Raw genomic sequence first — 13,267 nt, forward strand, 5'->3', positions numbered from 1 at the left:
CCCGCCCGAGCAGAGCTGAGCCGACCGACACGCGGAGCGCCGGCACCGGGACGCGGTGCCGGCGCTCCCGTGCCGTCGTCGGCCGGTGGGCGGGCGGGCGGGCGGGTGCGTCCGCCGGACGGGCGTCCGCCGTCAGCGCAGCTCGGTCGGCGGCGCGGGCGGGGTGGACGGCGGGACGACGCCCGGCGACGTCACGGGCGGCACGGTCGGCGAGCCGCTCACGGGCTGCTGCGGGGCCGGCGCCGGGTAGGCGCCGGACGGGTCCGACGGCGGCGTCACTCCGGTCGCGGGCCGCGCCGGCCAGCCCGACTGCACCCCGCCGATCTCCTGGAGCAGGTTGCGGGCCTTGTGCGCCTGCTCGGCCCCGCACAGCACCGCGTACTGCGAGGCGACGATCTGGCGCGACGACGTGAAGTCCCGCTTGCCGCCGGTGAGCGAGTACGTGATGACCGAGAACAGCAGGCCGAAGCCGCCACCGATGAGGATCGCCGCGAAGAACGTCGAGGAGCCCTCCTCGGAGAACAGCGACAGCAGCAGGCCCACGAAGAGCCCGAACCACGCGCCCGACGCGAACCCCGCGAGCGCGACCCGCGGGTAGGACAGCCGCCCGGTGACCCGCTCGACCATGCGCAGGTCCGTCCCGACGATGGTCACGAGCTGCACGGCGAACTGCTTGTCCGCGAGGTGGTCGACCGCGCGCTGGGCCTCGAGGTAGGTGCCGTAGGAGGCGACGAGCTCGCCCTGGGGGAGGGTCGGGGCCGTCGGGACGCGGGAGGCCTTGTTCATCGACATGCGACGATCCTCCCTTGCCGCCCGATCCCACGCCAGGGGCGTCGCCGCACCTCACGGCCACCTCGGCGTCACCGGGCCGACGCCCGACCGACGCCGGACCGGCGCCCGGCCGGCACCCGGCGAGCCCGGCCGGGACGGCGCCGCCGGTCTAGGCTGACGCCCGTGAGCAGCGCAGGGACCCGGGTCTTCGTCGCGCGCCTCGCCGGGACCACGGTGTTCGACCCCATCGGGGACCAGGTCGGGCGGGTGCGCGACGTCGTCGTGCTCGTGCGCCCGACCGGTGCCCCGCGCGCGGTCGGGCTGGTCGTCGAGGTCCCCGGCCGGCGCCGCGTCTTCCTGCCGCTGACGCGTGTGACGTCGATCGACGCGGGTCAGGTCATCTCGACGGGCCTGGTGAACATGCGCCGGTTCGAGCAGCGCACCTCCGAGACGCTCGTCGTCGGCGAGCTGCTGGACCGGACCGTCGAGCTGACCGACGGCAGCGGGAGCGCCACGGTCGAGGACGTCGCGGTCGAGCGGCAGCGCAGCGGTGACTGGGTGGTCGCCAAGCTGTTCGTGCGCCGCCTGGTGCCCGGCAAGTCGGCGCTGCTCCGGCGCCGCGGCGAGACGCTGCTCGTCGACGTGGCCGCGGTGACCGGTCTCGGCGTGTCGGCGGCGGCCCAGGGTGCGGCGCTCATGCTCGCGAGCTACGACGACCTGAAGCCGGCGGACCTCGCGGACGTGCTGCACGACCTCGGGAGCACGCGCCGCAACGAGGTCGCGCACGCTCTCGACAACGAGCGCCTCGCCGACGTCCTCGAGGAGCTCCCCGAGGACGACCAGGTCGCGATCCTCTCGGGTCTCGAGCGCACGCGCGCCGCCGACGTGCTCGAGGCCATGCAGCCCGACGACGCGGCCGATTTGCTCGGTGAGCTCTCCGACGAGCAGGCCGCCGAGCTGCTCGAGCTCATGGAGCCCGAGGAGGCGCGCGACGTGCGGCGCCTGCTCGCGTACGAGGACAACACCGCGGGCGGCCTGATGACGACCGAGCCCGTGATCCTGGGCCCGGAGACGTCGATCGCGGCGGCGCTCGCGCACGTGCGCCGTCAGGACCTCGCCCCGGCGCTCGCGTCGATGGTGTTCGTCGCGCGCCCGCCGCTCGAGACGCCGACCGGGCGCTTCATCGGCGTCGTGCACCTCCAGCGGATGCTGCGCGAGGCGCCGCACGAGTCGATCGGCTCGCTCGTCGACACCGACATCGACGCCGTCCCCGCGAGCGCCCCGCTGCTGTACGTGACGCGGCTGCTCGCGACGTACAACCTGCTCGCGCTGCCCGTGGTCGACGAGGAGCGCCGTCTGCTGGGCGCGGTCAGCGTCGACGACGTCCTCGACCACCTGCTGCCCGAGGACTGGCGCGAGCAGCACGACGACGCACCGACGCCCACGGCGAGCGGGACCTCGACCCGGGGGCGGGTGCGTCGTGGCTGAGCGGCTCGACACCCCCAAGGAGTCGCGCCGCTCGTTCGTCCCGCGGATCAACCGCGACCCGGACGCGGTGGGCCGGCTCGCGGAGGCCTTCGCGCGGTTCATGGGGACCGGGCGCTTCCTGCTGTACATGACCGGGTTCGTCATCGTGTGGGTCGCGATCAACGCGATCGGGATCTTCGGGCTGCAGTGGGACCCGTACCCGTTCATCCTGCTCAACCTGTTCTTCTCGGTGCAGGCGTCCTACGCCGCGCCGCTGATCCTGCTCGCGCAGAACCGGCAGGACGACCGCGACCGGGTCAGCCTCGAGCAGGACCGGCAGCGCTCCGAGCGGAACCTCGCGGACACCGAGTTCCTCGCGCGGGAGATCGCGGCGCTGCGGATCGGGCTGAGCGAGGTCGCGACGCGCGACTTCGTGCGCTCCGAGCTGCGCAACCTGCTGGAGGACCTCACCGCCGAGCGTGACGACGCACGCGGCGACCACGACGGCGCGACGCCCGACGGCCCCGCGGACCACGCGCGGCGCTGAGGGCCGGGCCGCCCGCGAGCGGGGTGCCGCGCGCCCGGAGGGGGACGGCCACCCGCGAGCGGGGTGCCGCGCGCCCGGAGGGGGACCTCGACCCGGGACGTGCGGCGCACGGGCGCCCGGAGCACCGCGCCTACGATGGGCGCATGCCCCTGACGACCGACCCGACCGCGCTCGCCGAAGCGGTGCGCACCGCGCTCGAGGGGGTCCTCGACCCCGAGATCCGCCGGCCGATCACCGAGCTCGGCATGGTCCGGTCCGTCGAGGTCGACACGACGACGCTGCCGGGCGGCGCGCGCGTCACCGTCGGGATCGACCTCACGACCGCCGGCTGCCCGCTCAAGGACACGATCACCAAGGACGTCACGGCAGCGGTCCAGCCCCTCGACGGCGTCGCCGAGGTCCGGCTGGCGATGGGCGTGATGTCGGCCGAGCAGCGCGCCGGGCTGCGCGAGCGGCTGCGCGGGACCGCCGAGCCGACGATCCCGTTCGCCCAGCCGGGCTCGCTCACCAAGGTCTACGCGATCGCGTCCGGCAAGGGCGGCGTCGGCAAGTCGTCCGTCACGGCGAACCTCGCGGTCGCGATGGCGGCGGACGGCCTGCGCGTCGGGGTCGTCGACGCGGACATCTACGGGTTCTCGATCCCGCGCATGCTGGGCGTCACGCAGCCGCCGACCAAGGTCGACGACATGCTGCTGCCGCCCGTCGCGCACGACGTGAAGGTCATCTCGATCGGCATGTTCGTGCCGCCCGGGCAGCCGGTCGTGTGGCGCGGGCCGATGCTGCACCGCGCGCTCCAGCAGTTCCTCGCGGACGTGTTCTGGGCGGACCTCGACGTGCTGCTCCTCGACCTGCCCCCCGGCACGGGCGACATCGCGATCTCCGTCGCGCAGCTGCTCCCGACGTCCGAGGTCCTGGTGGTCACCACGCCGCAGGACGCCGCGGCCGAGGTCGCCGAGCGCGCCGGGTCGGTCGCGCTGCAGACCCGCCAGCACGTGGTGGGCGTCGTCGAGAACATGTCGTGGCTCGAGCAGCCCGACGGCTCGCGGCTCGAGATCTTCGGCGCGGGCGGCGGCGCGCGCGTCGCCGAGAACCTGTCCCGGGCGACCGGCTCGTCGGTGCCGCTGCTCGGCCAGATCCCGCTCGACGTCGCGCTGCGGCAGGACGGCGACGACGGCACGCCCGTCGTGCTGGCGCACCCCGACTCCTCCGCGGCCCTCGCGCTGCGGGACGTCGCACGGGCTCTCGCGACGCGGTCGCGCGGGCTCGCGGGCAAGCCGCTCGGGCTCTCGCCGGTCGGTCGCTGAGCCGGCGAGTCCCGGACTCGACGGGCGGGACCTCGGGTCCGCGCGCTCAGACCCGGTGGCTCACCGTGGAGCGCCGTCGCGCGTGCGACGCTCCTGGCCGTGGCCGCCCCGCCAGTCGAGGACGAGCACCGTGGCGTCGTCCTTGAGAGCGTGACCGGTCGCCTCGAGCACGAGGTCGGTCAGCCCCCGGGTCGCCTCCCGGGGGTGCAGGTGCACGGTCGCGGCGACGAGACCCGGCAGGTCGAGCGCCTCGGCGTTGCGCTCGAGCATCCCGTCGGTCACCAGCACGAGCCGGTCCCCCGGCCGCAGGTGCAGGACCCCACTGGAGTACTCGGCGTCGGCGAACAGCCCGAGCGGCAGGCTCGTGGGCAGGTGCAGGTCCTGGATCGCGCCGTCACGCAGCAGGTACGGCGGCGTGTGCCCGGCGTTCACGAGCTCGAGGGCGCCGGTCGCGAGGTCGAGCCGCCCGAGCAGCCCGGTCGAGTAGCCCTCGCTGGCCGCCGCGTCCCCGTGCGCGCAGAGCGCGGCGTTCGCCGCGGCGGCCTGCTCGAGCAGCGACTGCCCGTGCCGTCGCGCGTTGCGCAGGGTCCCGACGCACAGCGTGGCGGTCAGGGCGCTCGCGACGCCGTGCCCCATCGCGTCCGTCATCGACAGGTGCAGCACGTCGCGCGCGAGGCTGTAGTCGTACGTGTCGCCCCCGACGTCCGCCGCCGGCTCGAGCCAGGCCGAGAGGCTGAACGAACCGACCTCGCACGTGTACCCGGCGGGCAGGAGACGACGCTGGATCTCGGCGGCGAGCGAGTAGGGGGTGCTGCGCTGCGCCCACTCGTACAGGTCCGTGTGCCGCCGGCTCGCGACGACGACGTACCCGAGCAGGTGCGCGGTGCGTGCGACCTCCTCGATCTGCGGACCGGACGGAGGTACGGGCAGGACGAGCTCGAGCAGGCCGAGCGCCTCCCCGCGCTCGGTCACGGGGGCGAGCACGGTCCAGGCGTCCTCCCCCGGGTCCGTCCCGGGCTCGAGCACCTCCACCGTCTGCGTGCGCAGCACGCGCTCGACCGCACCGCGCCGCAGCGGCTCGCTGACGGCGCGCTCGTCACCGTCCTGACGCGCGCCGCCGGTGGGCTCGGGAGCGTCCGCGGCGGCGGTGACGAGCGCCGCGGGGGTGACGCGAGACATCCGCACGAGCGCGCGGCCGGAGAGGTCGGAGATGAGGAAGGACACGGAGATCGCACGGAGCGCTGTGCCGAGCGCGCGGGTCGCGGCCTCGACCGCGTCGACGGGTGAGGCGTCCTCGACCGCGTCGAGCACCTCGCTCAGCGCGGCTCGTCCGCCGGTGTCGTCGACCATCTCAGGAGCATAGGCGCGCTGGTCGGCGGCGACCTGTTGGTTTCTGTTCGTTCGTGACGGATACTGTGCAGGTGCTCGCTTCTCAGCGTCAGGACCGCATCCTCGCCGAGGCGCGCCTGCGCGGGGCCGTGCGCGTCGCCGACCTCGTGGAGGCGCTCGACGTCTCGGACATGACCGTCCGCCGCGACATCGCCGAGCTCGCGCGCGCCGGCCTCGTCCGCCGGGTGCACGGCGGCGCGCTCGCGATCGACCCGGCGGGGCACTCGGCGGTCGAGCCCGCGTTCGCCACCAAGCAGGCCTGGGCCGCCGCCGAGAAGGCCGCGATCGCGCGCGAGGCCCGCACGCTGCTCGAGCCCGGCCAGTCGCTCGCCCTGTCCGCCGGCACGACGACCCACGGGCTCGCCCGCCTGGTCGCCGCCGACACCGCCCTGCGCCCGCTGACCGTCGTGACGAACTCCCTGCGCGTCGCCGACGTGCTGCACGGCGCACCGGCCTCGCCCTCGGGCGGCACGCTCGAGGTCATCCTCACCGGCGGCGTGCGCACCCCGTCGGACGCGCTGGTCGGGCCCGTCGCCGACGCCGCGCTCGCGAGCCTGCGCGTCGACCACGCGCTGCTCGGCGTGCACGGGCTCGACGCGGGCGGCGCGACGACCCCCAACGTGCTCGAGGCCGCCACCGACCGGGCGCTCGTGCGCTGCGCGGCGCACGTGACGGTGCTCGCCGACCACTCCAAGTGGGGCGTCGCCGGGCTCGCCCGCATCGTCCCGCTCGACGACGTCGACGTGCTGGTGACCGACACCGGGCTGGGCGCGCACGCCCGGGCCACGCTCGAGTCGGCGGTGGGCGAGGTCCGCCTCGTCTCCCCCGACCCCGTTCCCGAGGAGCAGCCATGACCGACCCCGCACCCACCCCCGGCGCACCGCGCGTCCGCCGGACCGCGACGACCCTGGCCGACGGCCGCGAGCTCGTCTACTTCGACGACTCCGAGCCGTACGTCTCGGGTGCCGCGACCCGGCGCCTCGACGACCCTCGCCCGCTCGGCGACCGGTTCGCGCCCGTCGCACCCGCGCCCGGCGCGCCCGCCCCGGCGGCGTTCGCTGGGCCGGAGATGCGCCGCGACCCGCTCACGGGCGACTGGATCCCGATGGCGTCGCACCGCATGAACCGCACGTTCCTGCCCGCGGCCGACTCGTGCCCCCTGTGCCCAGCGCGCCCGGCGACCTCCGGCAGCACGTACTCCGACGGCGAGATCCCCGACACCGACTACGACGTCGCGGTGTTCGAGAACCGGTTCCCGGCGCTCATGCAGGTCCCGGGCGTGACGCTCGCGGACGGCTGGCAGGTCGACGGCGAGGAGCTGTGGGCCGCGCGCCCGGCCGCCGGGCGGTGCGAGGTCGTGTGCTTCAGCTCGGACCACACGAGCTCGTTCGCGGAGCTCGCGCCCGCACGCGTGCGGACGATCATCGAGGCGTGGGCCGACCGCACGTCGGCGCTCCAGGCCCTGCCGGGCATCGAGCAGGTCTTCCCCTTCGAGAACCGGGGCAAGGAGATCGGCGTCACCCTGCCGCACCCGCACGGGCAGATCTACGCGTTCCCGTACGTGACCCCGCGCACGCAGGCGGTGCTCGCGCAGGCCGCCGCCCACCGCGAGCGCACGGGCCGGAACCTGCACGCCGACGTGCTCGCCGCGGAGCGCCGCGCCGGGACCCGCGTCGTGCTCGAGTCGGAGCACTGGACGGCGTACGTGCCCGCCGCGGCGCGCTGGCCCGTCGAGGTGCACCTGGCCCCGAACCGCGACGTCCTGGACCTCCCGGGACTCACCGGTGCCGAGCGCGACGACCTCGCGGTCACCTACCTCGAGCTCCTGCGCCGCCTCGACCGGTTCTTCGTCGAGCAGGACGGCACGGCGGTCCCGCTGCCCTACATCGCGGGCTGGCACCAGGCGGTGGTCGGTGCGGGCCGCGACCTCGGCCGGCTGCACCTGCAGGTGTTCTCGGTGCTGCGGGCCGCGGGCAAGCTCAAGTACCTCGCGGGCGTCGAGTCCGGGATGGCGGCATGGATCAGCGACACGACGCCCGAGCGGATCGCGGCGCGACTTCAGGAGGTGGCCCTGTGACAGTCGAGCGCGTCGTGGCGTGGACGCAGGACGAGGGCGGCGCGCGGGTCCGGGCGCTGTTCGTCGAGCGGTTCGGCGAGGAGCCCGACGGCGTGTGGTCGGCGCCCGGGCGCGTCAACCTCATCGGCGAGCACACGGACTACAACGGCGGTCTGTGCCTGCCGATGGCGCTCCCCCACCGCACCTACGTCGCGCTGCGGCGCACGCCGGTGCCCGAGGGGCGCGCGTCGGGGGCCGTGCGGCTCACCTCCGCGCAGGCGGCCGCCGGCGAGGTCCGCGAGGTCGCGCTCGCCGACGTCGGGCCCGGCGCGGTGGACGGCTGGCCGGCCTACGTCGTGGGCGTCGCGTGGGCTCTGCAGCAGTCCGGCGACCTCGACGAGGGCGCCGGCGGGTTCGACGTCGCGGTCGACTCGTGCGTGCCGTTCGGCGCGGGGCTCTCGTCGTCCGCGGCGCTCGAGTGCGCCGTCGCGGTCGCGCTCGACGACGTGTTCGGCCTCGGGCTCGCGGGGACCCCGGGCTCGCCGGACGACGCCGGCCGGGCGCGCCTCGCGGCCGCGTGCGTGCGCGCCGAGAACGAGATCGCCGGGGCACCGACCGGCGGCATGGACCAGGCGGTGTCGCTGCGGGCGAGCGCCGGGCACGCGCTCGAGCTCGACTGCCGCGACCTCTCGGTCCGGCAGGTGCCGTTCGACCTCGCCGCGCACGACCTCGCGCTGCTCGTGATCGACACGCGGGCCGAGCACGCGCTCGTCGACGGTCAGTACGCCGCGCGCCGCGCCACCTGCGAGGCGGCTGCCCGGCGGCTCGGCGTCGCGACGCTGCGCGAGATCGACCCCGCCGCGCTCGACGAGACGCTCGACGGGCTCGCCGCGGACGCCCCCGAGGGCGAGGACGCCGACATCACGGTCCGGCGCGTGCGGCACGTGGTCACGGAGATCGCCCGCGTGCAGTCGTTCGTGGACCTGCTCGACGCGGGACGGGTGCGCGAGGTGGGCCCGCTCATGGACGCCTCGCACGCCTCGCTGCGCGACGACTACGAGGTCTCGGCCCACGAGCTCGACGTCGCGGTCGCGGCGGCGCGCGAGGCGGGCGCTCTCGGGGCGCGGATGACGGGCGGCGGCTTCGGCGGCTCCGCGATCGCGCTCGTCGAGGCGACGGCGGTCGACGCCGTCGCTCGGGCGGTCGCCGCCGCGTTCGACCGCGAGGGCCTGCGCGCCCCGGCGTTCCTCGTGGCGACACCCGCGGAGCCCGCTGCCTGACCACCCCGGTCCGGCTCGGCCCCGGCCCCGGCGCCGGCCTCACCGGGTCGGCACCGGGGCCGCGCCGCACCCGGGCCCCGGGCGGGCACCCACCCACGCCGGCGCCGGCGTGCCCCTGACCTGCGCCGTCGCTCCCCGGCGCGGGGGCGGCGCACGCGTGCGACCCCGGGTGGACAACCTCTCGGCGCTCGTCCCAGGGCAGGACCAGAGCACGACCGCCGAGTCATCCCCCAGGCGGAGGCGACGCCCGCGAGCGCGTCGCTAGGTTCGGCGTGCGGCGGCGGCCCATGTCGCCCCCGTCCACGCCGACAGAGGAGCAGGACCGTGGGGGTCACCCGCAGGATCATCTTCCCGACCGTCCGGATCGTCCTGTGGGCGGTGATCGCGGCGGCGCTCGTCAAGCTCGCGTTCGCCGGCTCGGAGGTCACCACCACGTCCGACGCGCTCGAGCCGTCCGGGCAGATCACCGAGCAGTACGTCGAGGTCGGCACCGGGACCATCACGAACGCGGTGACGGTGCAGGGCGCCGTGGTCGCCGACCCCGCCACCACCGTCAAGGCGACGATGGCCGGCACGGTCACCAAGCTCCTCGCCACGAACGGCCAGGCCGTCGCCGCCGACACCCCGGTGCTCGAGATCACCCTCGAGACCCCGGTCGAACCGACCACGACGACGAACCCCGAGACCGGCGAGCAGACGGTCAAGCAGAACAAGCCGAAGGTCAAGCGCGAGACGGTCCGGGCCGGCACCGCGGGGACCCTCACGCTCACGGCGCTCAAGGACCAGGTCGTCGCGGTCGGCGACCCGATCGGGTCGGTGTCCCCCGGGACGCTGTCCGTCTCCGGGACGCTCACGCCCGAGCAGCAGTACCGCCTGCTCGGTGCGCCCGCCGAGGCCCAGGTCACGCTCAAGGGCGGCCCGGCGCCGTTCACGTGCACGGGCCTGCGGCTCGGCGCCGCCGCGCAGCCGCCCGCGACGGCCCCCGGCGCCTCGACCGTCGCCGACCCGGGCGCAGCGGCCGAGCCGGCCTCCGGCACCGTCACGTGCGCCGTGCCCGCGGGCGTGACCGCGTTCGCGGGGCTCGGCGCCGACATCGCGATCACCAACGGCACGGCCGAGAACGCCGTCGTCGTGCCGGTCTCGTCCGTCCAGGGCTCCGTGCAGAAGGGCAACGTCTGGGTCGAGGTCCCGGACGGCGAGCCGGAGATGCGCGCCGTCGGGCTGGGCCTGACCGACGGGGAGACCGTGCAGGTCACCGAGGGTCTCGCCGCGGGCGACAAGGTGCTGCAGTTCATCCCGATCGGGGACGTCTCGGGTCCCGTCGACTGCGCCGACCCGATGCAGTTCGACCCGGCGGTGTGCGGCGGATGAGCCTGCTCGAGCTCACCGACGTCACGCGCTCGGTCCGCCTGCCCGACGACCGCGTCCTGGAGATCCTGCGCGGCATCACGCTCTCGGTCGACGCGGGCGAGCACGTCTCGGTCGTGGGCCGGTCCGGGACCGGCAAGTCCACGCTCCTCAACATCCTCGGGCTGCTCGACGCCCCGACGTCCGGGGAGTACGTCCTCGAGGGCGCGTCGGTCGCGCGCCTGTCCGGCCGGGCACGCGCCCGCCGCCGCGGCGACGACTTCGGGTTCGTGTTCCAGCAGTTCAACCTGCTGCCCGGGCGTACCGCCCTCGAGAACGTCGCGGCGCCACTGCTCTACGCCCGTGGGCGGCAGTTCTGGCGCCGCACGCACCTCGCCGGCGAGATGCTCGAGCGCGTCGGGCTGGGCGACCGCCTGGAGGAGAAGCCCGAGAAGCTGTCCGGCGGCGAGCAGCAGCGCGTCGCGATCGCCCGTGCGCTCGTGCGCCGCCCGCGCGTCATCCTGGCCGACGAGCCGACGGGCGCGCTCGACGTCGACACCGGCGGGGAGATCATGGAGCTGCTCGACGAGATCGCCTCCGAGTCCGGGGCCGCGCTCATCGCGATCACGCACGACCTGGCGGTCGCGGCCCGCGCCCAGCGGCACTACCGGCTCGCGGACGGCGTGCTCGTCCCGATCCGGCTCAACGCGCCCGGCCGCGTGACCGAGTGGGTCGGCGACGTGCCGACCGACCGGCCCGACGACGCGACGGCGGTGCTCGCATGAGCGGGTTCGTCGGCACGGTCGTCGAGGCGTGGGACGAGCTGCGCATCCACAAGCTGCGGGTGCTCCTCGCGCTCGTCGGCGTCGCGGTCGCCGTCACCGCGATCACCGGCATCACCGCGATCGTGCAGATGCTCAACCAGGCGACCCACGAGATGGCCGAGCGCTCGTCGGGGAGGTCCGTGACGCTCGACATCTCGGCGTACCCCCGGGGCGCGTCCGCTCCGAGCACCGCGCAGTACGCCGCCGAGTTCGACCGGCTCGTCGAGCGGTACGGCATCGAGCACGCGAGCCGGCAGATGTGGACCGAGCTGCCGTTCCGGTTCCCGACCGGCAGCCGGCCCGTGCAGATGCAGGTCGTCGACCCGACCTACGGCACGATCATGCGGCTGGTCCCCGAGCAGGGTCGCTGGTTCACCGACGCCGACGCGGCCCGCTACGCACCGGCCGTCGTCGTCAACGAGGCGTTCCTCGACGCGCTGGGAGCCACGGACGTGTCGGGGCACCCGACCGTGCTGCTCGGCGGCGACACCCCGGTCCGCACGGAGGTCATCGGCGTCTACCCGAACGCGTGGCCCGAGGCACCGCCCGAGGCGTTCCTGCTCTTCGACCACTACGAGCGGTGGGCGACGCCGTCGTCGGCGTACGGGCCGGTCGTCCCGACGCTCAAGGCGTGGGTGCCGCCGGACCTCGCGGAGGAGATGCAGCCGCTCCTGACGCGTGACCTGCGCGCCTCCCTGCCGGGGACGGACGTCAACGTGATGCTCCCGCAGGAGGGCTGGGGCGCGATCGACGGCGCGATGCGCTGGGCGGCGCTCGGCATCGGCGCGGTCGCGCTGCTGCTCGGCGGGCTCGGGCTCGTGAACATCGCGCTCGTCACCGTGCGGCACCGCATCCGCGAGATCGGCATCCGGCGCAGCTTCGGCGCGACGTCGGGCCGCATCTTCTTCGGGGTCCTCATGGAGTCCGTCGTCGCGACCGTCGTCGCGGGTCTCGTCGGCATCGTGGTCGCGGTCGCGCTCATCAAGAACCTGCCGATCGAGAGCGCGCTGGGCACCGGGATCCAGGACATGCCGCCGTTCCCGGTGTCGGCGGCACTGACCGGCATGGCGTGCGCGACGGCTGTCGGCGCCCTGGCCGGGCTCATCCCCGCGACCGTCGCGGTGCGCGTCAAGGTCATCGACGCGATCCGCTACTGACCCGGTTCCGGGGCCCGTGCGCGTTGCGGGCCCCGGAACCGGGCACCCGGCCGTCCCCGAGAGTGCCACGGCGCACGTGGAGAAAAGGTACGTTCCTGGAGGAATCGGAACGCCGACGGACGCCGAGGAAGGCACCTCATGAGGACCCACACCCTGACCACCGCCGCTGCCGCGGTCGGATGCACCGTGCTCCTGCTCGTCGGAGGGTGCAGCTCCGACAAGGACCCGAAGGACGCCACGACGGTCAGCGAGGACGACAACGGGCCGCTGAGCGCCTACTTCGAGGACGTCATGGGCAGCATGGAGGACCAGGACTGGTCGGAGATGGGCCGCCGCTCGGAGGAGATCGTCGCCGCCTGCATGCGCGAGCAGGGCTTCGAGTACACGGAGCAGGACATGTCGGCCGTCACGGAGACGATCGAGGAGGACCAGGAGGACTCCGACAGCTACGGCACCGAGACGTACGCCGCGCAGAACGGGTACGGCATGTCGACCTCGTACGAGGCGCCGGCCGAGGCCGAGGAGGAGTGGGTCGACCCCAACGCCGGCTACGTCGCCGGCCTGTCCGAGGAGCAGCAGGCGGCCTACTACGCCGCACTGTTCGGCGACCAGGCGGCGCCGGCCGAGGGCGGCGCGCCCGCCGGCGACTGGACCACGCAGGGCTGCCAGGGCAAGGCGCAGCACGAGGTCTACGAGCAGGGCCAGGCATGGGCGGACCCCGAGTTCGCGAGCCTCCAGGAGGAGATGACCGCGCTGTACGAGCGCGTCACGAGCGACCCGACGATGACCGAGGCGAACGCCGCGTGGGCCGCGTGCATGGCCGAGGCCGGGTACGCCGGCTTCGCGACCCCCGAGGACGCGGTCAACGCGATCTCCGAGGAGTTCAGCACGCTCATGTCGGCGACGACCGAGGAGGCGCCCGAGCCCGACCCCGCCGCGGTCACGGCGTTCAAGGAGAAGGAGATCGCCACCGCGGTCGCCGACGCGCGCTGCAAGGCGTCCACGAAGCACGACGAGAAGGCGCGCGAGGTGCAGTTCGCCCTCGAGCAGGAGTTCGTGGACCAGCACCAGGCCGAGCTCGACGCCTGGTCCGAGAAGTACTCCACCGCCGGGGGCGAGTGACCG

12 protein-coding genes are annotated in these 13,267 nt (G+C 74.8%); 10 read left to right on the forward strand and 2 right to left on the reverse strand.

Features of this window, described 5'->3' with window-relative positions; all coding sequences use genetic code 11:
• Positions 1-132: 132 nt before the first annotated feature.
• Positions 133-792 carry a general stress protein gene (locus ACWFNE_RS04520; RefSeq protein WP_452121270.1) on the reverse strand — a complete coding sequence of 220 codons (660 nt, stop codon included), beginning with the start codon at positions 790-792 and terminating at the stop codon, positions 133-135.
• Between the two features lie 162 nt (positions 793-954).
• Between ACWFNE_RS04520 and ACWFNE_RS04525 the strand changes: the two genes are divergently transcribed.
• From ACWFNE_RS04525 to ACWFNE_RS04535, 3 genes are all read left to right on the forward strand, one after another.
• Complete coding sequence (locus tag ACWFNE_RS04525; protein ID WP_452121271.1) at positions 955-2,259, forward strand: magnesium transporter MgtE N-terminal domain-containing protein; 1,305 nt, start codon at positions 955-957, stop codon at positions 2,257-2,259.
• Positions 2,252-2,785: a DUF1003 domain-containing protein gene (locus ACWFNE_RS04530; protein WP_452121272.1), complete on the forward strand. Its 534-nt coding sequence runs from the start codon at positions 2,252-2,254 to the stop codon at positions 2,783-2,785. The genes ACWFNE_RS04525 and ACWFNE_RS04530 overlap by 8 nt, the downstream gene beginning before the upstream one ends.
• A 143-nt stretch (positions 2,786-2,928) precedes the next feature.
• Positions 2,929-4,089 carry an Mrp/NBP35 family ATP-binding protein gene (locus tag ACWFNE_RS04535; RefSeq protein ID WP_452121273.1) on the forward strand — a complete coding sequence of 387 codons (1,161 nt, stop codon included), beginning with the start codon at positions 2,929-2,931 and terminating at the stop codon, positions 4,087-4,089.
• 60 nt (positions 4,090-4,149) lie between these two features.
• Here the strand turns inward: ACWFNE_RS04535 and ACWFNE_RS04540 are convergent, their stop codons facing one another.
• Complete coding sequence (locus ACWFNE_RS04540) at positions 4,150-5,439, reverse strand: PP2C family protein-serine/threonine phosphatase (protein ID WP_452121274.1); 1,290 nt, start codon at positions 5,437-5,439, stop codon at positions 4,150-4,152.
• Positions 5,440-5,492: 53 nt separating this feature from the next.
• Here ACWFNE_RS04540 and ACWFNE_RS04545 point away from each other — a divergent pair, with 53 nt between their 5' ends.
• The 7 genes from ACWFNE_RS04545 (at position 5,493) to ACWFNE_RS04575 (ending at position 13,264) form a co-directional block, all read left to right on the forward strand.
• A complete protein-coding gene (locus ACWFNE_RS04545; RefSeq protein ID WP_452121275.1) occupies positions 5,493-6,332 on the forward strand; it encodes a DeoR/GlpR family DNA-binding transcription regulator in 840 nt (279 codons plus the stop codon).
• Positions 6,329-7,555, forward strand: a complete 1,227-nt coding sequence (gene galT, locus ACWFNE_RS04550) for a galactose-1-phosphate uridylyltransferase (RefSeq protein ID WP_452121276.1) — start codon at positions 6,329-6,331, stop codon at positions 7,553-7,555. The genes ACWFNE_RS04545 and galT overlap by 4 nt, the downstream gene beginning before the upstream one ends.
• Positions 7,552-8,814 carry a galactokinase gene (galK, locus tag ACWFNE_RS04555; protein ID WP_452121277.1) on the forward strand — a complete coding sequence of 421 codons (1,263 nt, stop codon included), beginning with the start codon at positions 7,552-7,554 and terminating at the stop codon, positions 8,812-8,814. The genes galT and galK overlap by 4 nt, the downstream gene beginning before the upstream one ends.
• A gap of 324 nt (positions 8,815-9,138) precedes the next feature.
• Positions 9,139-10,185, forward strand: a complete 1,047-nt coding sequence (locus ACWFNE_RS04560; RefSeq protein WP_452121278.1) for a secretion protein HlyD — start codon at positions 9,139-9,141, stop codon at positions 10,183-10,185.
• Positions 10,182-10,946, forward strand: coding sequence for an ABC transporter ATP-binding protein (locus tag ACWFNE_RS04565; protein WP_452121279.1), 765 nt, complete (start codon positions 10,182-10,184; stop codon positions 10,944-10,946). The genes ACWFNE_RS04560 and ACWFNE_RS04565 overlap by 4 nt, the downstream gene beginning before the upstream one ends.
• Complete coding sequence (locus tag ACWFNE_RS04570) at positions 10,943-12,142, forward strand: ABC transporter permease (protein ID WP_452121280.1); 1,200 nt, start codon at positions 10,943-10,945, stop codon at positions 12,140-12,142. Before ACWFNE_RS04565 ends, ACWFNE_RS04570 begins: the two co-directional genes overlap by 4 nt.
• 138 nt (positions 12,143-12,280) lie before the next feature.
• Positions 12,281-13,264, forward strand: a complete 984-nt coding sequence (locus ACWFNE_RS04575; protein WP_452121281.1) for a hypothetical protein — start codon at positions 12,281-12,283, stop codon at positions 13,262-13,264.
• The last annotated feature ends 3 nt before the right edge of the window (positions 13,265-13,267 follow it).

This window comes from Cellulomonas sp. NPDC055163, from assembly GCF_053607065.1.